A 21,373-nucleotide genomic window follows, 5' to 3' on the forward strand; every position below is an offset into this window, starting at 1 on the left:
TAGTTTCTTTTTTTATCCCATTTTTTAAATAACAGAAAAACCTGTATTAAAACGCATGACGTTTTGATACAGGTTTGTTTATTTTAAGGAACCTGTATCAACAACGCAGAAAAAGGTATTGAAAAATAAATGAAAGCGCTTAATACTCTTTGTTGGCACGATACTTGCAATAAATAAGTGTAGAACGTAAAAGAGAGGAGCAAGTGTACATGATTTCAGTCATTATTAGTGGACATGGTGATTTCGCGCCAGCGTTAGAGGGGTCTTCCAAAATGATATTTGGTGAAGAGAATCACGTAGTAGCCGTACCTTTTCTAAAAGGCGAGGGTATCCAAACCCTTGAAGAAAAATATAAGCAGGCACTAGAGGAGATGCCTTTAGAAAATGAAGTGCTTTTTTTAGTAGATATTTTCGGAGGTACACCCTACAATGCGGCTACTCCATATATCCTTAAAAATAAAACAGCGGATATGGTATCCGGAGTTAACTTGCCTATGTTATTAGAAGTGTTAGCCATGAGGGAACACGTTACATTAAAAGAGATGCTAGGAAGATTAAAGCAGGTGAATGAAGAAAGTTTTCAAGTGTGCAGTGAACATTTGGAGAAAATCCAGCAAGCAAACCAAATCGGAGAGGATGGATTATTATGAAAATCGTTTTAGCAAGAATTGATGACCGCTTTATTCACGGGCAGGTATTAACAAGATGGATCAAAACAAATGCAGCAGATCGAATTATCATTGTTTCAGATGAGGTGGCAGCGGATGAAATGCGAAAAACGCTTATTCTTTCTGTGGCTCCTTCGAATGTAAAAGCGAGCGCTGTCTCGATTTCTAAAATGACAAAAGCATTTCACAGCCCTCGCTATCAGGATACAACAGCCATGCTGCTGTTTGAAAACCCCGCAGACATTGTCGCTCTTGTTCAAGCGGGCGTACCTATTGAGACAGTAAACGTAGGGGGCATGCGTTTTGCTAATGACCGAAAACAAATCACTAAATCTGTAAGCGTTACCGAAAAAGATATCGATGCTTTTGAGAAACTGCAGGAACTAGGCGTAAAGCTTGAGCTGCGCCAATTACCTTCAGATTCTAGTGAAAATTTTATTCAACTACTGAGAAACGAAACAAAAATCAAATAAGGAGATGAGTTTATGTCTTCCATACAAATTATTTTATTATTAGTCATTGCAGCAATAACTGGCATCGCAAGCGTGTTGGACGAAGGGCAATCCCATCGTCCTCTCATTGCCTGCACGTTAGTAGGCTTGGTGCTTGGAGATTTAAAAACCGGCATTATTTTAGGTGGAACACTGGAGTTAATGGCTCTTGGATGGATGAATGTTGGATTGGCGATGGCACCTGATACGGCTATTGCTTCTGTTATTTCAACTATTTTAGTTATCACAGCTGGTCAGGGGATTGGTGAAGGCATTGCGGTAGCCATAGCTTTAGCAGCTGCAGGGCAAGTACTCACCATTTTTGTTCGTACCATCACAGTATTTTTAATTCATCGAGCTGATAAGTACGCGGAAGAAGGAAACTTTAAAGGAATTGAAATTATGCATATTACTGCTATGGGTTTTCAGGCTCTCCGCGTTATGATTCCAACTTTAATTGTTACATTAATCAGCGTAAGCGCCGTGCAAACTTTCCTCGGAAATATTCCGGAAGTTATTACAAAAGGCCTGCAAATTGGAGGAGGCATTATCGTGGTCGTAGGATATGCCATGGTTATCAATATGATGAACATTCCTCATTTAAAGCCCTTTTTCTATATCGGGTTCTTATTGGCGGCATTTACAGGGTTTAACCTGGTAGGATTTGGAGCGCTGGGTCTTTGTTTAGCACTTCTTTATCAGCAAGTAATGCAGCAGCGAAATCAAATGCAGCCGGCAGGCGTTCCCGCAGCTACAGGGAGCGAACAAGTATATGATGATGACGATGATTTAGATGCCTAAACGGCGAACTTAAGGGAGGGATAGAGATGGAAAATGAAAAAAGATTAACGAAAAAAGATATCTTTAGCATGTTCATTCGTTCGAATTTTTTACTCGGTTCATTTAACTTTGAGCGTGTTCAAGCAATGGGCTACTGTTATGTTATGATTCCAGCAATCAAACGCTTATATGGACCAGGAGCTCAGCGAAATGCAGCATTAAAGCGTCATTTAGAATGGTTCAATACACACCCATGGATTTCCGCACCTATATTCGGCGTCACGGCAGCAATGGAAGAAGAAATGGCAAACAAAAAAGATTTTGATGAAAAAGCTATCAGCGGAATGAAAATTGGATTAATGGGCCCACTTGCTGGTGTAGGAGACCCTATTTTCTGGGGAACGCTTCGACCAGTTCTCGCAGCCCTAGGCGCCTCGCTTGCGTTAGGCGGTAACATTGCCGGACCACTGCTGTTTTTCATCTTAATTAATGCAATTCGATTAAGCACAAAATATTATGGATTAAAATATGGCTACTTAAAAGGAACAGAAATTTTAAAAGATTTAGTAGGGAATCGAATTCAAAAACTGACGGAAGGTGCATCCATTTTAGGACTCTTCGTAATGGGAGCGTTGGTTTCGAAATGGACTACTATTAATATACCAGTGGTTGTTTCTAGGATCAAAGATGATTCTGGTAAAGTTGTGGTAAAAACTGTGCAAGATGTACTTGATAGTATTCTACCGGGGCTTCTTCCTTTAGCGCTAACTTTATTAGTAGCATGGATGCTTCGAAAAGGTACAAATCCGCTGCTTATTATTTTCGGTATTTTCTTAATTGGTATAGGGGGTTATTGGATAGGCTTTTTAGGATGATAAATAACAGGAGTCATCTATTCTTCTAGCATCTGCTGGTGAAAATGTTTTACATAACCAGTATGCAAATAAAGGAGGAAATGAAGATGAAAAGAACCGTTAAAAAGTTATTGATGATTGGAGTCGCTTGTTCCATAAGCTTGTTTTCTGCATGCCCTGTATTAGCTGATAATACAGGGTATTATCAAGAAAAATACCGGAATCAATTTCATTTTTCTCCAGAAGCGAACTGGATGAACGATCCAAATGGAATGGTCTATTATAACGGAGAGTATCACCTTTTTTATCAGTATTATCCTTACGGTACCACTTGGGGACCTATGCACTGGGGGCATGCAGTTAGTACAGATTTAGTGAAATGGAAACACCTGCCGATTGCTCTTTCTCCAGATGAGAACGGAGAGATTTTTTCCGGAAGTGCCGTTATCGATTGGAATAATACCGCAGGGTTTGGAAAAGAAGCAATGGTAGCTATCTTTACACACTCGGGCAGAAAAGGACAAGTGCAAAGTCTAGCATACAGCAAGGACAGCGGAAGAACGTGGACCAAGTATGAAGGAAATCCTGTTATGCCCAATCCCCCAGTTCCAGACTGGCGCGACCCAAAAGTGTTTTGGCATGACCAAACCAAGCAGTGGGTGATGTCTTTAGCTGCTAAAGATAAAATTATGTTTTATACATCACCTGACTTAAAAAATTGGAAATACGCAAGTGAGTTTGGACCTGATGGAGGCATCCAAGCAAACGGTCAAAGTGGTGCCTACACATATACTTTATCCGAACAAAAAGGTCAATCCTTTACTCTGGAGGGAGAAATTACGCTTGTAGAAAAGAATGGACGCGCAGGCGCAGGCGGTCTTGTTTTTCGTTCTAATAAAGACGCAACAAACGCATATACCGTCAATTTAGATGCAGAAAAGAACCTCTTAACACTTAACAAAGTAGAGAAAGGAAACGTAACGGCCGTTGTTTCAAAGTCGATGAGGCTTGATACATCACAAGCATATCATGTAAAAGTAGAAACAAACAGTCACTACTTTAAGGTACTGTTAAATGGAAAACAAGTTCTAGAAGGCAGTGATGCATCTTTTGAAAATGGTCAGTTTGGATTAACAGCATGGAATTCCACAGCTGTCTTTCGTCATGTTAAATTTACGAATCAATCTAATTTTATAACCAATCTATCTAACTGGAAACCTGTTACGGGAACGTGGAATGATACTGCTGATGGAAAAATCGGTAAATCTGACAGCGATGGATATATTATGAGTGAAGAACAGGGAGATCAGTTCATTTTTAAGTCAAATATGACATTTTTAGATGAAAATCCTGGTTCAGGTGCACTACTCTTTCGGGCAGACGCGGAAGCCAAAAACGGATATATAGCTAGCGTGGACGCTTCTAAAGATACAATCAAACTAGTAAAGCTTCAAAATGGCATTTCAACTGTCCTTGCCGAAACAAACGAAAAAATTGATACGAGCAAATCACATCAAGTAAAAGTAACTGCATCGGGAAATAAACTTGATTTGTATATAGACGATAACTTCACCCTTACTGCAAAAGATGAAACTTTTTCAAAAGGATTGTTTGGATTACATGTTCATCAATCTTCAGTCCAGTTTCAAGATGTTAACATGACCAAGTTTATTGATACAGATGAAAAGGAAATTAAAAATAAAAGTTTTGAAACAGGCGATCTCACCGGCTGGAAAACGATAAAAGGAAATGCATTCACAAACGATCATGTAACGGATGCAACCGCAAATTGGAGCGGTCTCTTTGAACAAAAAGGAAAGTATCATTTATGGGGGTTTTCCGATAAGCAAGATGGCGATAATGCCACTGGAGAATTACATTCATCTTATTTTAAATTGAGCGGCTCAGGTGAAATCAATTTGTTAATGGGAGGCGGAAACGATCCCACAAACCGCTATGTCTCCTTAGTCAGGGCCTCTGACGATAAAGAATTGATTCGTCAAGCGAATACAAAGTTTGCAGATGAAAAGTATCAGCGCTACGTATGGGATGCTTCTAAGTATATAGGAGAAGTATTGTATATTAAAGCCGTTGATCAAGCTGTAGGCGGATGGGGGCATATTAATCTAGATGATGTTAATGTATTTAATACAGAAAAAATGCCGGATAAAGTAGACAGTGTAGCAAAAGAACCGGAGGAAGTTAAACAAAGGGAAAGTGGAGAGCTTTCAGATTGGAATACTGTGTCAGGAGAATGGGTGAAATCAACTCATGGAAGCAACGGAGGGATTTGGGAGTGTCCTACTTTACTCGAACTGCCGGTTGATGGAGACAGCACAAAGAAAAAATGGGTGCTGCAGGTAAGCATCAATGATGGAGCGGCAGCTGGAGGTTCAGGTATGCAGTACTTTGTTGGTGATTTTGACGGAAAAACATTTAAAAATGAAAACCCGCCAGAGGAAGTGCTTTGGACAGATTATGGTGCCGACTTTTATGCTGCTGTAGATTGGAGCGGAGTTGAAGGAGATAACGGAGAAAAGTATTGGCTAGGCTGGATGAGCAACTGGCAATATGCAAACAATACCCCAACTACTACTTGGAGAAGCTCTATGTCGATTCCAAGAAAAATAGAACTCACCAACACAGCAAAAGGACTTCGTTTAAAACAAATACCTGTTTCAATTGATTCAATTCGCAATAAGCAAGAAAAAAAGGTGTTGAAGAATCTGATGGTCGTTGAAAATAAAAATCTTCTTTCGGGCATACAGGAAAACAAATATGAAATTATGGCAGAATTCGATGTTTCTAATACAGATGCACAAGAATTTGGTTTTCAAATTCAAAAAGAAGGCAGTGAAAATACAAAAGTCAGCTATAACGTAAACAAGCAGCGATTATTTGTTGACCGAACAAACTCTGGAAATTTTGATTTTGGTGAAAATGTGAAAGGCAAACACTCTGCTTCCATGCTTCCAAAAGACGGAAAGGTTAAGCTTCATATGTTTGTAGACCAGTCATCTGTAGAAGTATTTGGCAATGACGGCACGGAAGTAATAACAGATCAGCTCTTTCCAACGCTTTCAAGCAATAAAATAAGGCTTTATAGCAAAGGAGGAGCTGTGAAATTGAATTCCCTGAAGATGTATCCATTAAAATCTATTTGGAATAAAAGTCCTGTTGAGACAAACTTATCAGGGTGGAAAAGCATTAGCGGACTATGGGCCGATACGGTTAATGGAAAACAAGGACGAAGCAAAGAAGATGCCTTTGCTTTATCATCAGAAAAAGCAAAGAATTTTATATATGAGGCAAAGATAAAGGTGTTAGACGATTCTGTTTTAAATTCTACAGGAGCAGGAGCGCTAGTATTCCGTTCGGATGAACAGGCAAATAACGCTTACGCTGCGAATGTAGATGTGCTTAATAATCAAGTAAAACTCATTGCGTTTAGAGACGGAATAGGCAAGGATCTCATTATTTACGATGATGGGGGAAAGCTGGATTTAAAGACAAATACGGATTATCGCTTGAAAGTAACGGCTGAAGGAGAACACATTCAAGTTTATCTCGATGATAAGCTTGTGATTGATGCAGTGGACCATACCTTTTCAGAAGGCTATGCGGGGTTGAATGTGTGGAATTCTACTAGTTTGTTTAATGAAGTGAAGTTTGAAACAGTGGATTAAGGAATTGTGAAAGCTTCTGCTTGTTTGAGGGAGCTTTTATATAACATAAAAAAGCATGCTGCGGTAAAGTAGCATGCTTTTTTGAATTTCATAGGTTAATGAAGAGGATTTTGACATATGATAAATATCTTACTAGTCTAATTAATCGTACATTTTAGTTCTTAAAAGGTCTTTTGAAAAATCCTCATAAAAATATGATAAAATCGGATAGGATATATATTTCGAGGAAGGAAAGTGTTTTTTATGATTATTGGTAACGAACAAGATTTAGAAAGTTTACGCAAAATTGGACGCATCGTTGCACTTGCGCGCGAAGAGATGAAAAACCAAGCAAAAGCAGGCATGACAACAAAAGAGCTTGATATGATCGGTAAAAAAATATTGGATGAACACGGTGCTATTTCTGCACCTGAAAAAGAATATAATTTCCCAGGTGTAACGTGCATTAGTGTAAACGAAGAAGTGGCTCACGGTATTCCGGGAGATCGAGTATTAAAAGATGGCGATTTAGTAAATGTGGATGTATCTGCCGTACTTGACGGCTATTATTCAGATACCGGTATTTCATTTGTTATTGGGCAAGACGAAGAAAAAGAAAAGCTGTGCCAAGCTGCAGTAGATGCATTTTGGGCAGCCATGAAAAAAGTAAAAGCCGGTTCAAAACAAAACCAAATTGGTCGTGCTGTCTCTAACTTTGCACATCAAAACGGATATGCTGTTATTGAAAACTTGACGGGTCACGGTGTGGGCCGCAGCTTGCATGACGCTCCTAACCATATTTTAAACTATTATGATCCAATGGATAAAGCACTTTTGAAAAAAGGCCTTGTTATTGCTGTAGAGCCGTTTATCTCTATGAAAGCTGATCATATCATTGAACGCGGAGACGACGGCTGGACGTTTGTTACACCTGATAATAGTCTTGTAGCACAATGTGAACATACGATTGTGGTAACAAACGGTGAACCGATTATTTTAACTGAACTATAATCAAGTTTCGCACGTCTTCTTATTTTTATAGATTCCATTAATTAATAAAAAGCTACTTCACTTAGCAATGTTTTTTTATTGTGTTATAGTGAGGTGGCTTTTTTGATTTATTATGCAATCAATGATGATCATATTGATTTGCTTTGTTCAGATAACGTTTGAAAGATAGTGTAATTGAATATGCTCAAGGGAATGCTAAACATAAATCAAAATGAAAAGGGGTATAAAATGTGGAATATGTAAAAAGAGAAACGGCTATAAGTGAACTGACGCATCATATGGATGACATTTTAAACAAATATAACCTTCAAGGCGTCTCCGTATATGAAGAAGAAGGAGAAGGTAATCACTATTATCTTGGCTACACAGTAAAAAAGAATGATCAGGTGTTTATGCTAAACAGACCTTATCTAAAAGATAAAGACGGGAAACTAGCAGTAGAAAAGCAAGAATGGACTGTTCAAGGTAACGAAGGAGAAACAAATGGACATGCTTCACTTGAAGATGCATTTCAAAAAATTGATGAAATCATACATTAAATAAATTTGATGAATTTCACTGCGGATACTTTTCTTTGAACGCTTGAGTACGAGCAGTAGAAGCGCTAATAGGTGACGGGTGTCTTTCATCTATACTATCTAAATTTTCTTTGCTTTAAAATCTAGAAAATTATATAATAAAAAATTGTTTTTTTAGGTTTTACTATATAAATACGGGGTACACATATAGTACAGCAGCTATCATGCAAATGGTTGTTGTCAAAGGTTAAATACTTAGCGTATGAAGGGACTGATTAGTTTTGAAAGGCTTAACAGCGACTTCAGCAAATGTATTACCGCAAATTGAAAGCAGATATTCGTATCTGACACAAGGCACTTTGGTTATGAACCGATATACGTAACGAAAGGGCCTGAATAGGCAAACAAAGGAAAGACTGAATCAACGAGAAGAAGCCTGCATCTAAAAATGTAGGCTTCTTCTTTTTTACAGATGAAACTAAGATGACGAATGAGTACATAGCGGGTATGAATTCAAAAGATTCACATTCAATCAATGTTCTGTGCACGTTTTTCTTGAAAAAAGGTCATAAGTTGAAGATACTGTATATAACTATGTAAAAGAATTTTTGAAGACAAAATAGTAAATCTGCTTGAGGTGAAAATGATGAGAAAAGCAAATAAAAGTGAATTTCTGTGGAATACGTTAGACGGCTGGCTTTTTATCCCTAGGAACATTCCTTTACTATTTCTTTTTGTATTTCTCTTAGGGGTTTCTTACCTAGGTTGGGTTAAGCTGTTTCATAAATTCGTTTAAATACACCAACAAGCTGAAACAAAAACTGTTTCAGCTTGTTGGCGTGCTGATTGATTTATTTTATGTATAGCTGTACCGTAATTTACCTAAATTATTCATTCCACCCTTTGCATACATCAACCCACTTTAAGCATTTCGAAAATTCTTCTAGTTCGGGTATTGTTAATTCGATTGCACTATTTCCACTTCCACAGGCAGGAAAAACGGTGACAAAACGTTTCAGAGATTCATCTAGATACACGTGAACACCTTCATTAACGGCAAACGGGCATACTCCGCCTACAGCATGACCAATCAGCGTTTCTACTTCACTTGCTCCAAGCATTTTTGCTTTGGTTCCGAACTCTTCTTTATATTTTCGGTTATCAATTTTCGCATCTCCTGCTGCCACAATCAATAGAACAGTTCCTTCGGCGTTAAAAGAAAGACTTTTTGCGATCCGTTTCGGCTCGCATTTTAAAGCTTGCGCTGCTAGTTCTACAGTAGCACTGGACTCATCCATTTCGATAATTCGATTCTCCATACCGTATTGTTTAAAATATGCTTTTACTTTTTCAATCGCCATTTTTTATATCCATTCCTTTCGTTAACTCTTGCAAATATGTGTGATTGCCTTACAGAGAATGTGCAGTTGTTCTTTACAGTGAAAAAATCTTATTATTTTAATATACAGAAATTATACACAACTTTGAAGTTAAAAGCACATATTCGTTTTAATTAAAAAAGTTACGTAGGTAAAGTATTTTTAACTGATTAAAGCAGGATTACGGAACCCTTTGACGAATGTAACTATGTCGGCTGCGAAAACATAGGCATTAGAACGAAAGATAAATGATGAAATTGAAAAGGCGCAAACGTTCTAGTGAAATGAGGAGAAGTAATGCCAAATTTACACACTGTCGTCAGTTTTTTTAGCAGTACATGTATGACAACGATGAGTATGATTTATTTGTTTTCCCTTGTGCCGCGTGCATGGTCTTTTAAATTTCGATTTGGAGCCATGATTATAGGAATCCCAGTCGGCATTATAATGGGACAGGTTGCTATGCTGATCGGCTGGCACCATCATTAAAACTTTGAACTTTTTAACAAAAAAGGAGACGTGTAAAATGAATCTTGTTACATTAAACAACGGTTTAAAAATGCCTCAGCTTGGATTTGGCGTATGGCAAGTAGAAGATAACCAAGCAGCAGCTGCAGTATCAAAAGCAATTGAGGTTGGGTATACCTCTATTGACACAGCCATGATTTATAAAAATGAAGAAGGAGTAGGTCAGGCGATTAAAGAATCTTCTGTTCCTCGAGAACAGCTGTTTATTACAACAAAAGTTTGGAACAGCGACCAAGGCTATGAAAATGCATTACGTGCATTTGATGAAAGCTTAGAACGATTAGGACTTGATTATGTCGATTTATATTTAATTCACTGGCCTACGCCTCAATATGATGAGTATGTGGAGACGTATAAAGCATTAGAAAAGCTTTATCACGATGGAAAAGTAAAAGCAATTGGCGTCTGCAACTTTGAGATTGAGCATTTAGAGCGCTTGTTAAACGAATGTGATGTAACACCGGTTTTAAACCAAATTGAGTGTCATCCGTATCTTGCTCAAAACGAATTAAAAGAGTTTTGCGCCAAACATAATATTTTTGTGGAAGCATGGAGCCCTCTTGATCAAGGAGGAGAAGTGTTACAAGACGAGGTCATTCAAAAAATTGCTGAAGTACATAGCAAAACTCCGGCTCAAGTTGTATTGCGCTGGCACTTACAAAACAACACAATTGTCATCCCTAAATCAGTTACACCGTCTAGAATAGAAGAAAACTTTAACGTGTTTGATTTTGAACTCACTGCCGATGATATGGCAGAGATTAATGGGTTAAACAGCAACCGCCGCAAAGGTCCTCACCCAAGTGACATGAACGTCCGATAACGTTTAAAGAAATAAGAATGTGCAGCTGTGAACCATTGCTGCTATAAGAAATAATGAGTTTATTTCAGATTATTTAAAATTTTCTTAAATAATAATTGACAAATGATTAATTCAGCGTAATACTTAGTGTAGGTACTCTAGTTGCTTTAAGTTGTACAGCTTAAAGTGTATAGTGATTTAGTCATTTAGCGATTGTTTGTATGTATAAGTTGAAATGCCGACTATTAATAAAAGCCCATAGTGTAAGTAGGTTAGTTTATAGGGGGCTATATCAAAAGGAGCTTGTTTCCTCTTTGATATAGCCCCTTTTTGTGTTCAAAAAAGGTAGTCTACAGTTTAACAAGGGAGCGGGTATGATGTTTATTCAAATCGACGGAAATTCACTGACGTTTGACCAAATCTACAAAGTTATTTACCAAGGATACTCCGTGAAAATTAGCGATCAAGCAGTTGAACATATACAAAAAAGCAGAACGTTAGTTGAAGAAAGTATTACGAACAACAACGTAATTTACGGAGTAAATACTGGATTCGGAAAGTTTAGCGATACGGTTATTTCAAAAACGGACTTAGCTGATCTGCAGATTAACTTGATTCGCAGTCATGCCTGTGGACTAGGAGAACCATTCTCTTTAGAGGTAAGCAGAGTGATGCTGCTGTTACGAGCGAATGCATTAGCTAAAGGGTATTCAGGCATACGACTGGAAACCTTGCAGCTGCTTATCGATTGCTTAAACCAAAATGTAGTGCCGGTTATCCCAAGTCAAGGTTCACTTGGAGCTAGCGGTGACTTAGCTCCATTATCACATCTAGCGCTGCTGTTAGTTGGAGAAGGAGAAGCTGTATATAATGGTCAGCGAATGCAGGGAGAAGAAGCTTTAAAGCTAGCGGGGCTTGAGCCTATCCAATTACAAGCAAAAGAAGGGCTAGCTTTAATCAACGGCACTCAGGCAATGACAGCTGTAGGAGTAGTTTCGTACCTTGAAGCTCAAAAGCTAGCTGATCTTGCTGACGGGATTGCAGCACTGACGTTAGAAGGTCTGCAAGGCATTTTAGATGCATTTATGCCCGAGTCTCATGCAGTAAGACCTTATCCGGAACAACAGCAGGCAGCTGCCCGAATTCTTTCGTATTTAGAAGGCAGTCAATTAACTACTTCTCAAGGTCAAATAAGAGTGCAAGATGCTTATTCACTGCGCTGCATTCCTCAAGTTCATGGTGCTATTTATCAAGTTTTAAATTATGTAAAAGAAAAGATATTAATTGAAATTAATTCAGCAACCGATAACCCGCTCATCTTTGCCGACAGCGGCAAAGTAATTTCTGGAGGGAACTTTCACGGGCAGCCCATTGCGTTTGCTATGGATTTTCTAGGAATTGCACTGGCGGAGCTTGGGAATATTTCTGAACGGCGCATTGAACGAATAGTAAACCCTCAGCTTAGCGGGCTTCCGGCATTTTTAAGTGCAGATCCTGGTTTAGAGTCTGGGCTCATGATTACTCAATACGCTGCTGCTTCATTAGTTTCCGAAAATAAAGTATTGGCGCATCCATCAAGTGTCGATTCTATCCCATCTTCAGCGAATCAAGAAGATCATGTCAGCATGGGAACGACTGCTGCACGTCATGCTTATCAAATTATCCAAAATACACGAAGAGTTCTATCGATTGAAGCAATTTGTGCGGCTCAAGCAGCCGATATTCAAGGAGTCGATAAACTTGCTTCGGAAACAAGAAAAATTTATTCAAGAATTAGAAAAACCGTACCAACCATTACTAAAGATCGAATTTTCTCACGTGATATTGAAGCGTTAGCAGCTGATTTCAAAACCTTTGTGCAAGATACTAATTATGAACTAGCGCTGTAATAAAAATGTTCGTTTAACAGTTTTTCATTTTTATAGAGGAGGAAAACAAAATGGAGACAAAACAAAGTGGAATGAAAGCGCCTCGTGGGACGGAACTAACGACAAAAGGCTGGGTACAAGAAGCTGCTCTTCGCATGCTTCTAAACAATTTAGATTCTGAAGTAGCGGAGCATCCGGAAAAGTTAGTCGTATACGGAGGAATCGGAAAAGCAGCCCGTAACTGGGAGGCGTTCGATCGTATTGTCGCAGCGTTAAAAGAGTTAGAAGAAGATGAAACGCTTCTCATACAGTCCGGTAAGCCTGTTGCGGTTTTTAAAACCCACAGTGATGCACCGCGTGTTTTATTAGCGAATTCGAATCTTGTTCCTGCTTTTGCAAATTGGGAGACGTTCCATGAGCTTGATAAAAAAGGGTTAATGATGTACGGACAAATGACTGCAGGAAGCTGGATTTATATCGGAAGCCAAGGCATTGTTCAAGGAACGTATGAAACATTTGCTGAGTGTGCCAACCAGCATTTTAACGGAACTTTGAAAGGAACGATTACGGTAACAGCCGGATTAGGAGGAATGGGAGGTGCACAGCCGCTAGCCGTTACGATGGCAGGCGGCGTTGTAATTGGAATTGATGTTGATCGCACGCGTATTGAAAAACGTATCGAAACAAAATATTGCGATACGGTAGTCGAAAGTGTAGCTGATGCAATCACGTTAGCTGAAGATGCAAAAAGATTGGGCAAAGCGCTTTCCATTGGATTAGTTGGAAATGCAGCCGAGATTCTTCCTGAAATGATAGAGCGAGGATTTATCCCAGATATTGTGACGGATCAAACATCGGCACATGATCCACTTAACGGATATTTGCCGATTGGAGTCAGCTTAGCAGAAGGAGAAAGATTGCGGAATACAAATCCAAATGAATATATAAAACAATCAAAAGCAAGTATGGCTATCCACGTTCAAGCCATGTTAGAGATGCAAAGAAAAGGCACGGTTGCTTTTGACTATGGCAATAATATTCGCCAAGTGGCGCTTGATGAAGGCATCAAGAATGCATTTGATTTCCCAGGATTTGTCCCAGCGTATATCCGTCCGCAGTTCTGTGAAGGAAAAGGACCGTTTCGATGGGTCGCTTTGTCAGGAAACCCAGAGGATATTTATAAAACAGATGAAGTCATTTTACGTGAGTTTTCGGATAATACGCATCTTTGCAACTGGATTAAAATGGCGAGAGAAAAAATTGAGTTTCAAGGATTGCCGGCTCGCATTTGCTGGCTAGGATACGGAGAAAGAGCGCGCTTTGGAAAAATTATTAATGATATGGTAGCAAACGGAGAACTGTCAGCACCTATCGTTATTGGCAGAGATCATCTAGATGCCGGTTCTGTGGCGTCGCCAAATCGTGAAACTGAAGCAATGAAAGACGGCAGTGATGCAGTAGCAGACTGGCCGATTTTAAATGCATTAGTTAATACGGCAGCAGGCGCAAGCTGGGTATCTGTTCACCACGGAGGAGGAGTAGGCATGGGGTATTCTCTTCACGCTGGAATGGTTGTAGTAGCAGACGGGACGGAAGAAGCCGCCAAACGTCTAGAACGTGTTTTAACAACAGACCCAGGCATGGGTGTAGTTCGTCATGTAGATGCCGGCTATGATAAGGCCATTCAAACTGCAAAAGAAAAAGGAATACAAATTCCGGGGTTAAATGAATAAAAAAGGAGGGATACGTATGACTATTACGTATATCAAATGCGCTGCACAAGTCATTACGGTTAAGGGAGGAAGTCAGCCTAGACGATCGGAGGAAATGTCAGATCTGGGAATCATTGAAAATGGCAGCGTACTCGTGAAAAATGGAAGAATTGTATTTGTTGGGCCTGACGTCAAAGCGCAGGAATACCTTGAGCATATTCATGAACCTATTAATATAATTGATGCCGAAGGAAAAATCGTAACGCCTGGGTTAATTGATCCACACACTCACCTTGTGTTTGGCGGCAGTCGTGAAAAAGAATTAGAAATGCGCTTAAACGGGGCAAAGTATATTGATATTTTAAAAGCGGGAGGAGGAATTTTACAAACAACCGTTAGTACACGACAAGCAACAGAAGAGGAGCTAATCAAGCAATCTACAAAACGTTTAAATAAATTTCTGCAGTACGGAGTTACAACTGTCGAAGCCAAAAGCGGGTACGGTTTAAATCTTAAAGATGAAATCAAACAATTAAAAGTAGCGAAGAAACTGAATGAACAGCATCCGGTAGATGTTGTTTCAACCTTTATGGGAGCTCATGCGGTGCCAGTTGAGTACAAAGGAAATGAAGATGAGTTTGTTCGTTTCGTTATCGAAGAAATGATACCAATCGTTGCAAAAGAAGAGCTAGCGGAGTTTTGTGATGTATTTTGTGAAGAAGGCGTGTTTACAGTTGAACAGTCAGATCGTATTTTACAAGCTGGAAAAGCATACGGACTAAAACCTAAAATCCACGCCGATGAAATTGTGTCTTTTGGAGGGGCAGAATTAGCGGCTAAAGTGGGAGCTGTGTCAGCGGATCATTTGTTAAAGGCATCGGATCAAGGAATTAAGCAAATGGCTGAAAGCGGAGTTATAGCCGTCCTATTGCCGGGTACTGCATTCTTTTTAATGGAAGAGCCGGCGCGTGCTAGAAAAATGATCGAAGCAGGAGTGCCTGTTGCTTTGTCTACAGATCGAAACCCAGGGTCTTCTCCTACGGAATCGCTGCCGTTTATTATGAATTTAGCTTGTTTAACGATGAAGATGACGCCAGCAGAAGTTTTAACCGCCTGTACGATTAACGCGGCTCATGCCATTTGCAAAGGGGATCAAATCGGAAGTATCGAAGTAGATAAAAAAGCCGATTTAGTGCTATTTGACGCTCCCAATTACCAAACGCTGCAGTATAACTATGCCGTAAATCTTGTAGACACGGTATTAAAAGATGGAAAAGTTGTGGTTGAAGGCGGTGTTTTACATGAACTATCCGTACCCACAGCTTGATCGACCGCCTTTTTGCTGGCAGCGTCAAAGTACTTCTGACCCAAAAGTAAGTGATTGGATTCAGACAGTTGAAGATGGGAGCAACGTCGACTTTACATCGATAGATATTACGGTCTTAGGCGTGCCTCTTTCAAGATCTTCCATTAGCGCTTCTGGAGCCAGTGAGACGCCAATGGCCATGAGGAAGCTCTGGAAATCCTTTAACCCGTATCATATTGAGTATGATACGGATTTGACTTCCTTGTCAGTGCTGGATTTAGGAGACGCCAAGCAGCACGTCACGGATATAGGGAAGTCTCATCAGTATATAAAAGAAGCGATGATGTCTATGCGGAAATGCCATCCGCATGCGCTTCCTATTATGCTTGGAGGAGATCATTCTATTACAGCTATGTTAGTAAAAGGGTGGAAAGAGTCATATCCCGAACAGAAAATAGGGATTTTACAGTTTGATACGCACTTTGACTTACGCAGCTTAGAAGATAACGGTCCTTCTAACGGAACCCCTATACGTAATTTAATCGAAAGCAACACGATTGATGCAGCTCATGTATGGAATATCGGACTTCACGGGTTTTATAATTCAAAATCGTTAAAGGAATATGCAGATAGCAAAGGCGTCCATTATGTAACATTACTGCAAGCAAGAAAAGCAGGAATAACTCATACGGTGAAAGAAGCATTAAAACAGCTGAGCAAAGAGGTAGACATGATCTATTTAACAGTTGATATGGACGTGTTAGATATCGCTTACGCACCGGGAGTTCCAGCAGGAACGACAGGCGGAATGAGGACAGATGAGTTGTTTGAAGCAGTATACACCGCCGGGAGTCATCCGCTTGTTCAAGCAATGGACATTGTATGTCTAGATCCGCTGCGTGATGTAGGAGAAATTACCGTGAAAGCAGGCGTACACGTGTTTTTGAATTTTTTAACGGGCGTTGCAAACAGAAAGTAAGGAAGTGTGCTTCCTTACTTTTTTTATGGCTCTTTTTATAAGATTAAGAAACGATTGTTGAGATTGGGATAAAATAACTTTAGAAGTATGTATGGATTTTAGTAAATATATTTTTACTAAAATAAACTATTTTTATTGTTTTTATTCAAATTTAGTAATAATATATTTACTAAAGAAGGTGGATATCTCATGAAGGAAAAGCTGGCTAAGGAATATATCGCTTTAATACCGATTTTATTTGAAAATTTCAAGAACTTAAATAAAAATGAAGTGAAATTAACACATTTACAAAATCACGTAGTTGAATTTATGTATATGCAAAAAAAAGATTTGAATATTAAGGAAATTAGCCAAGGGTTAAATATTGCCAAACAACAGTTAACGAATGTTATCAGTGAATTAGAAAATGAAGGATATTTAATCAAAATGCCTGATCCGCGAGATAAGCGTGCGGTTTTAGTCTCATTAACGTCTAAAGGAAAAAGTATTCAAGAGGAAAAATGGAGAGGAATTTATAGTAACTTTCATGCAAATCTTGCGAAGTTAAATGAAGAAGAGCAATTAGACCTGCACTTCGCTCTTCATAAATTAAATGTTTTATTAAAAAAGATGGAGGGATAAATCATGAATCAAAGAGAGCGAATTTCACTTATTAGTGTAGGCGTTATAGGCGGGACAGTAATGGGAGTAATTTATAAAGATATATCAAACTGTTTAATTACAGGTGTTATTGTTGCTTCAATCATTACTGTAATGCTCAATCAAAAAGCGAAAAAAACAGCTAGATAGTATGAATAAAAGTAAGTCAGCACCAGCAAGTTGCGAACTCGACGTTCTGGTGCTGATCTTATAAAACCTATCTTCTAGATGAACATTACGAAGCCGAATATGTGTTAAGAGCCTCAATCATTAAATCCCAAAAACCATCTACATCAAGGGTTAAACCAAACTTCGCATTTGCTTTCCTTCCTGTAACTCCAAGCAAATCAACTGAAGTCGTTCCAGCCGTGTATTCTCCGCGTGTTTCTACTACAATATTAACTTCTTTGAGCGTAAATAGTTCTGGAGCTATGCAATAAGCAACGGTTAATACATCGTGAACAGGCGGACCATCAAAGCCAAACGTTTCTTTATAGGCAGATTTAAAAAACGCTAATAATTCACCCACCTTTTTTGCTACGTTATTATCAATGTTCATCACTTGGTTAATAACGTTATCTGTTGCAACGGCTTGATGCGTAATATCTAACCCCATTACTACTAGTGGAATACCGCTATCAAACACTTTTTTAGCCGCTTCTGGATCTGCCCAAATGTTAAACTCAGCCGTTGGCGTCCAGTTCCCGAAGGTTCCACCGCCCATAAGGATAATCTCTTCAATGTTTTCTTTAATTTCTGGAGCTTTTATTAAAGCTAAAGCAATGTTCGTTAAAGGACCGGTAGGCAAAAGCGTAACGGGATCTTCTGACTCTTTGACCATTCGTATAATAGTATCTACTCCGTGTTCTTCGCTCCAGCTGCGAGAGAGAGCCGGGAACTCAGGGCCGTCTAATCCTGAATCCCCGTGTATACTAGGCGCGTTTTCACGTCTGCGCATCATTGGTTCGCTTGCTCCTTTTGAAACAATCACGTTATGTAACGATACTAAATCACACACTTTCAAAGCATTCATCGTCGTTTTTTCAATTTCTGCATTTCCTGAAACAGTTGTAATCGCTAAAATATCTAATTCCGGTCGTGCGGCAGCCAAAATAATAGCAATAGCATCATCATGACCTGGATCACAGTCCATAATAATCTTTCTTTTTTTCATTATGATCACCTCTATAGAATGGATAAATTGCTGTTAATTTTACATGGATTTTATTTTTTCTAAAATAGCTTCTGTAAACTCCGACGTAGAGGCATGTCCGCCTAAATCTTTCGTTTTCACTTCAGCTTGGAGCGTTTGATAAAGTGCGTGTTCTACTGTAGCAGCCACTTCTGTAAGTTTGTGATCCGCATGTTTTTCAGCCAACCATTTCAGTAGCATGGCTGCTGAAGAAATAATACCGGTTGGGTTTGCTATGTTCAAACCTGCGATATCTGGCGCAGAACCATGAGCTGCTTGTGCCATAGCGATATGTTCATTTGCATTAAGAGAAGGGGCTAATCCTAAGCTTCCTACAAGCTCGCCGGCTAAATCTGAAAGAATATCACCGTACATGTTTTCTGTCACAATGACATCAAAATCGGCTGCACGACGTACGAGATGAGCAGCCATGGCATCGATATGGTGGTCGTCCACTTTTACTTCAGGATATTGCTCAGCTATTTCTCGACAAACATTTAGAAATAGTCCGGTACTTAATCTTAAAACATTTGCTTTATGTACGATTGTTACTTTTTTACGACGCTGCATAGCCAATGCAAAAGCTTCACGCGCAATTCTTTCTACGGCTTTTCGCGTAAATACGCCCGATGTTACCACAACGTCTTTTGTAATCTGCCATTCCCCATGTCCAGAATACATATTACGATCGGCATAAAATCCTTCTGTATTTTCTCGGACGATCACTAAATCAGCTTCTTTCACGACGCTTTTAATACCTGGCATTGTTTTAGCAGGGCGAATATTTGCGTAAAGATCTAAACTGTGACGAAGCTCTCCGCTAGGGTTACGCTTTTCTTTGTGTTCAAGAGGGTAAGCCGCAGAATCATGCGGGCCAAGTATCCATCCATGCGTATGTTTTAAAGCATCTATCGTTACTTCTGGAAGAGGATTGTTATATTGTTTAATTCCTTCCCATCCCATAGGCAGATAAATCCATTCCATTTTTACTCCTGCTTTGCAAGAAGCATTTTTAACTACCTTAACTGCGGCATCGACAATCTCCGGCCCGATGCCATCACCCCCCAATACCCCGATACGATAAACAGTCATTGTTTTGAACACCCTTTCATTATGCGCAATGCTTTTATAAATAGATTGAAGGTTTATAGTATTAATCTACTTAAAGAAAAGACAATAATAAAATAGTATTTTTTATGTTTATAGATTAAATTCTTTTATCTTTCTTTTTGCAGCTTTTTAAAAAAAGAACTAGCTAATGCTTCGTGCTCCAGATTTTCTATCAACCAACATCTTAATTGGCGCTGTTAATTTTTTAAAAACACCCAATTAACACCTAAAACACGATTTAATTATATCATAATTCAGAAAATTAAACGGTTCTACGTTGGCACGAAAATTGCTTGTACTGTATATGAGGAATACAAAAGAAAGGAGCAATATGTAGTCGCAGATAAGGAAGCTGCTTTTAAAGAAAGAGATGTTTGTCTAAAGCTATTATTTCACAATGAAGGGGAGAAGAAGAATGAGTGAACCGCAAAAGGAAATGAGTTCATTAAATCAGGTACGGAAAAAAGAGAGGAAAATAAACGTTTTTGCTTTATTGTTAGGCTTTCTTGTGATTGCTACCATTTTAACGTATATCTTGCCAGCTGGAGAATATGCGCGTGTAGAAGTAGACGGGAGAACAACGGTAGATCCTCAATCGTTTAAATGGATTGATTCTACACCTGTTGGATTCTTTGAAATGGTCAAAGCAATACATACAGGAATGGTAGAAGGAGCCGACATTATCTTTTTTGTATTAATTATCGGCGGTTTCTTTGGTGTACTAAGCGCTACGGGGACAGTAGATGTATTAATTACAACGATGGCTAAAAAACTTGCTACCCGAGAAAAATTATTAATTCCTGTTATGATGTTATTTTTTGCAGTAGGCGGTTCTTTAATGGGGATGGCGGAAGAAACGCTAGCCTATATTCCTCTTTTAATTCCCTTGGCACTTGCTCTTGGATTCGATGCATTAACAGGGACTGCTATTGTGTTAATTGGCGCATCGGCTGGTTTTACTACGGCAGTTATGAATCCATTTACAGTTGGTGTTGCGCAAGGAGTAGCAGAGCTTCCTATGTTTTCTGGAATGGGCTTTCGACTCATCTTGTTTGTAGTTGTTTACGCTGTTTCAGTTTGGTTTGTCTACCGATATGCGATGAAAGTGAAAAAAAGTCCTTCTATTGGGACGTACGGAAAATACAGCATAACCAGCGCAAATAAACTTTTAAACTCGGATGCCAAGTTAACTAGAAAGCATAAATGGATTATGGCAGCATTTCTTGTTAACTACGTAATTCTTGCTTTTGGCGTTATTAAGTATAAGTGGTACATTACTGAAATTGCCTCTTTATTTGTCATTTTGACTGTTGTGATTGGGATTATTGGAAGGCTCTCTGTTGAAAATACAGTTAAGTCATTTACAAACGGGGCAGCAGCACTAGTTGGAGGAGCGCTTGTTATCGGAGTTTCTCGTGCTGTTCTTGTTGTTTTAAATGAAGGACATATTGTAGACCCTATGCTTCATCAAGTATCTGGAGCTATTCAGCATATTCCGGGATATTTAAGCGTCATCGGAATCTATAACTTCCAAGCGCTGATTCATCTTATTTTAGCATCTGGAACAGGTCATGCGATGCTGACGATGCCAATCATGACGCCTCTTGCAGATTTACTTGATATTACAAGGCAAACAGCAGTATTATCTTTTTCTTTTGCAGATGGCATTGGAAATATTATCTTCCCGACAGCTGGAACATTAATGGCTGGTTTAGCGATTGCGGGAATTTCATGGACAAAGTGGGCCAAATGGGTGTTGCCGTTAGTCCTTATTCAATATGTGATTGGTTTAATTGCCGTTGTGATTGCTTATTTTATCAATTACGGACCATTTTAAGCATTAAAATTATATAGAAAAATGTTATTCGTAA

General features: G+C 39.1%; 18 protein-coding genes and 1 pseudogene. 16 read left to right on the forward strand and 3 right to left on the reverse strand.

All coding sequences use genetic code 11. The features are described from left to right. The first annotated feature begins 209 nt into the window (after positions 1-209). From AC1DEF_RS22495 to AC1DEF_RS22525, 7 genes and pseudogenes are all read left to right on the forward strand, one after another. The gene (locus AC1DEF_RS22495) at positions 210-650 is read left to right on the forward strand and encodes a mannose/fructose/sorbose PTS transporter subunit IIA (RefSeq protein WP_014460796.1); all 441 of its coding nucleotides are present in this window, start codon (positions 210-212) and stop codon (positions 648-650) included. After that, complete coding sequence (locus tag AC1DEF_RS22500; RefSeq protein ID WP_013056296.1) at positions 647-1,141, forward strand: PTS sugar transporter subunit IIB; 495 nt, start codon at positions 647-649, stop codon at positions 1,139-1,141. Before AC1DEF_RS22495 ends, AC1DEF_RS22500 begins: the two co-directional genes overlap by 4 nt. Before the next feature lie 12 nt (positions 1,142-1,153). Further along, a complete protein-coding gene (locus tag AC1DEF_RS22505) occupies positions 1,154-1,960 on the forward strand; it encodes a PTS mannose/fructose/sorbose transporter subunit IIC (protein ID WP_043979122.1) in 807 nt (268 codons plus the stop codon). 26 nt (positions 1,961-1,986) lie between these two features. Next, positions 1,987-2,814: a mannose/fructose/sorbose PTS transporter subunit IID gene (locus tag AC1DEF_RS22510; protein ID WP_013056298.1), complete on the forward strand. Its 828-nt coding sequence runs from the start codon at positions 1,987-1,989 to the stop codon at positions 2,812-2,814. An 86-nt stretch (positions 2,815-2,900) separates the two neighbouring features. Then, positions 2,901-6,479: a glycoside hydrolase family 32 protein gene (locus AC1DEF_RS22515; RefSeq protein WP_477727550.1), complete on the forward strand. Its 3,579-nt coding sequence runs from the start codon at positions 2,901-2,903 to the stop codon at positions 6,477-6,479. Positions 6,480-6,673: 194 nt separating this feature from the next. Continuing rightward, positions 6,674-7,469: pseudogene (map, locus tag AC1DEF_RS22520) on the forward strand (type I methionyl aminopeptidase). Between the two features lie 230 nt (positions 7,470-7,699). After that, positions 7,700-8,008, forward strand: a complete 309-nt coding sequence (locus AC1DEF_RS22525; protein ID WP_052500311.1) for a DUF5634 family protein — start codon at positions 7,700-7,702, stop codon at positions 8,006-8,008. An 866-nt stretch (positions 8,009-8,874) separates the two neighbouring features. On the opposite strand, the gene AC1DEF_RS22530 is transcribed toward AC1DEF_RS22525, so the two are convergent. After that, positions 8,875-9,348, reverse strand: a complete 474-nt coding sequence (locus AC1DEF_RS22530; protein WP_013082511.1) for a YbaK/EbsC family protein — start codon at positions 9,346-9,348, stop codon at positions 8,875-8,877. A 315-nt stretch (positions 9,349-9,663) separates the two neighbouring features. Between AC1DEF_RS22530 and AC1DEF_RS22535 the strand changes: the two genes are divergently transcribed. The 8 genes from AC1DEF_RS22535 (at position 9,664) to AC1DEF_RS22570 (ending at position 17,350) form a co-directional block, all read left to right on the forward strand. Further along, positions 9,664-9,855 carry a hypothetical protein gene (locus AC1DEF_RS22535; RefSeq protein ID WP_097823850.1) on the forward strand — a complete coding sequence of 64 codons (192 nt, stop codon included), beginning with the start codon at positions 9,664-9,666 and terminating at the stop codon, positions 9,853-9,855. Positions 9,856-9,892: 37 nt separating this feature from the next. Further along, positions 9,893-10,717: an aldo/keto reductase gene (locus AC1DEF_RS22540; protein ID WP_427076697.1), complete on the forward strand. Its 825-nt coding sequence runs from the start codon at positions 9,893-9,895 to the stop codon at positions 10,715-10,717. A 356-nt stretch (positions 10,718-11,073) separates the two neighbouring features. Next, on the forward strand, positions 11,074-12,585 hold the full coding sequence (gene hutH / locus AC1DEF_RS22545; RefSeq protein WP_477727563.1) for a histidine ammonia-lyase: 1,512 nt from the start codon (positions 11,074-11,076) through the stop codon (positions 12,583-12,585). 50 nt (positions 12,586-12,635) lie between these two features. Next, positions 12,636-14,297, forward strand: a complete 1,662-nt coding sequence (hutU, locus tag AC1DEF_RS22550) for a urocanate hydratase (protein WP_043979099.1) — start codon at positions 12,636-12,638, stop codon at positions 14,295-14,297. A 16-nt stretch (positions 14,298-14,313) separates the two neighbouring features. After that, positions 14,314-15,603 (forward strand): imidazolonepropionase, encoded by a 1,290-nt coding sequence (gene hutI / locus AC1DEF_RS22555; RefSeq protein WP_427076700.1) that lies wholly within the window; start codon positions 14,314-14,316, stop codon positions 15,601-15,603. After that, a complete protein-coding gene (locus tag AC1DEF_RS22560) occupies positions 15,578-16,561 on the forward strand; it encodes an agmatinase family protein (RefSeq protein ID WP_477727551.1) in 984 nt (327 codons plus the stop codon). The genes hutI and AC1DEF_RS22560 overlap by 26 nt, the downstream gene beginning before the upstream one ends. A 189-nt stretch (positions 16,562-16,750) precedes the next feature. Then, entirely contained in the window at positions 16,751-17,182 is a 432-nt protein-coding gene (locus tag AC1DEF_RS22565) for a MarR family winged helix-turn-helix transcriptional regulator (protein ID WP_477727552.1), read from the forward strand. 3 nt (positions 17,183-17,185) lie between these two features. Continuing rightward, positions 17,186-17,350 carry a hypothetical protein gene (locus AC1DEF_RS22570; protein ID WP_164797590.1) on the forward strand — a complete coding sequence of 55 codons (165 nt, stop codon included), beginning with the start codon at positions 17,186-17,188 and terminating at the stop codon, positions 17,348-17,350. An 85-nt stretch (positions 17,351-17,435) separates the two neighbouring features. On the opposite strand, the gene AC1DEF_RS22575 is transcribed toward AC1DEF_RS22570, so the two are convergent. Beyond that, complete coding sequence (locus AC1DEF_RS22575; RefSeq protein ID WP_230184315.1) at positions 17,436-18,374, reverse strand: nucleoside hydrolase; 939 nt, start codon at positions 18,372-18,374, stop codon at positions 17,436-17,438. A 39-nt stretch (positions 18,375-18,413) separates the two neighbouring features. After that, positions 18,414-19,484 carry an isocitrate/isopropylmalate dehydrogenase family protein gene (locus tag AC1DEF_RS22580; protein ID WP_427076702.1) on the reverse strand — a complete coding sequence of 357 codons (1,071 nt, stop codon included), beginning with the start codon at positions 19,482-19,484 and terminating at the stop codon, positions 18,414-18,416. A gap of 433 nt (positions 19,485-19,917) precedes the next feature. Here AC1DEF_RS22580 and AC1DEF_RS22585 point away from each other — a divergent pair, with 433 nt between their 5' ends. Next, the gene (locus tag AC1DEF_RS22585; RefSeq protein ID WP_097823843.1) at positions 19,918-21,339 is read left to right on the forward strand and encodes a YfcC family protein; all 1,422 of its coding nucleotides are present in this window, start codon (positions 19,918-19,920) and stop codon (positions 21,337-21,339) included. Positions 21,340-21,373 lie beyond the last annotated feature (34 nt).

The sequence above is a fragment of the Priestia sp. 10L35 genome (assembly GCF_056395685.1).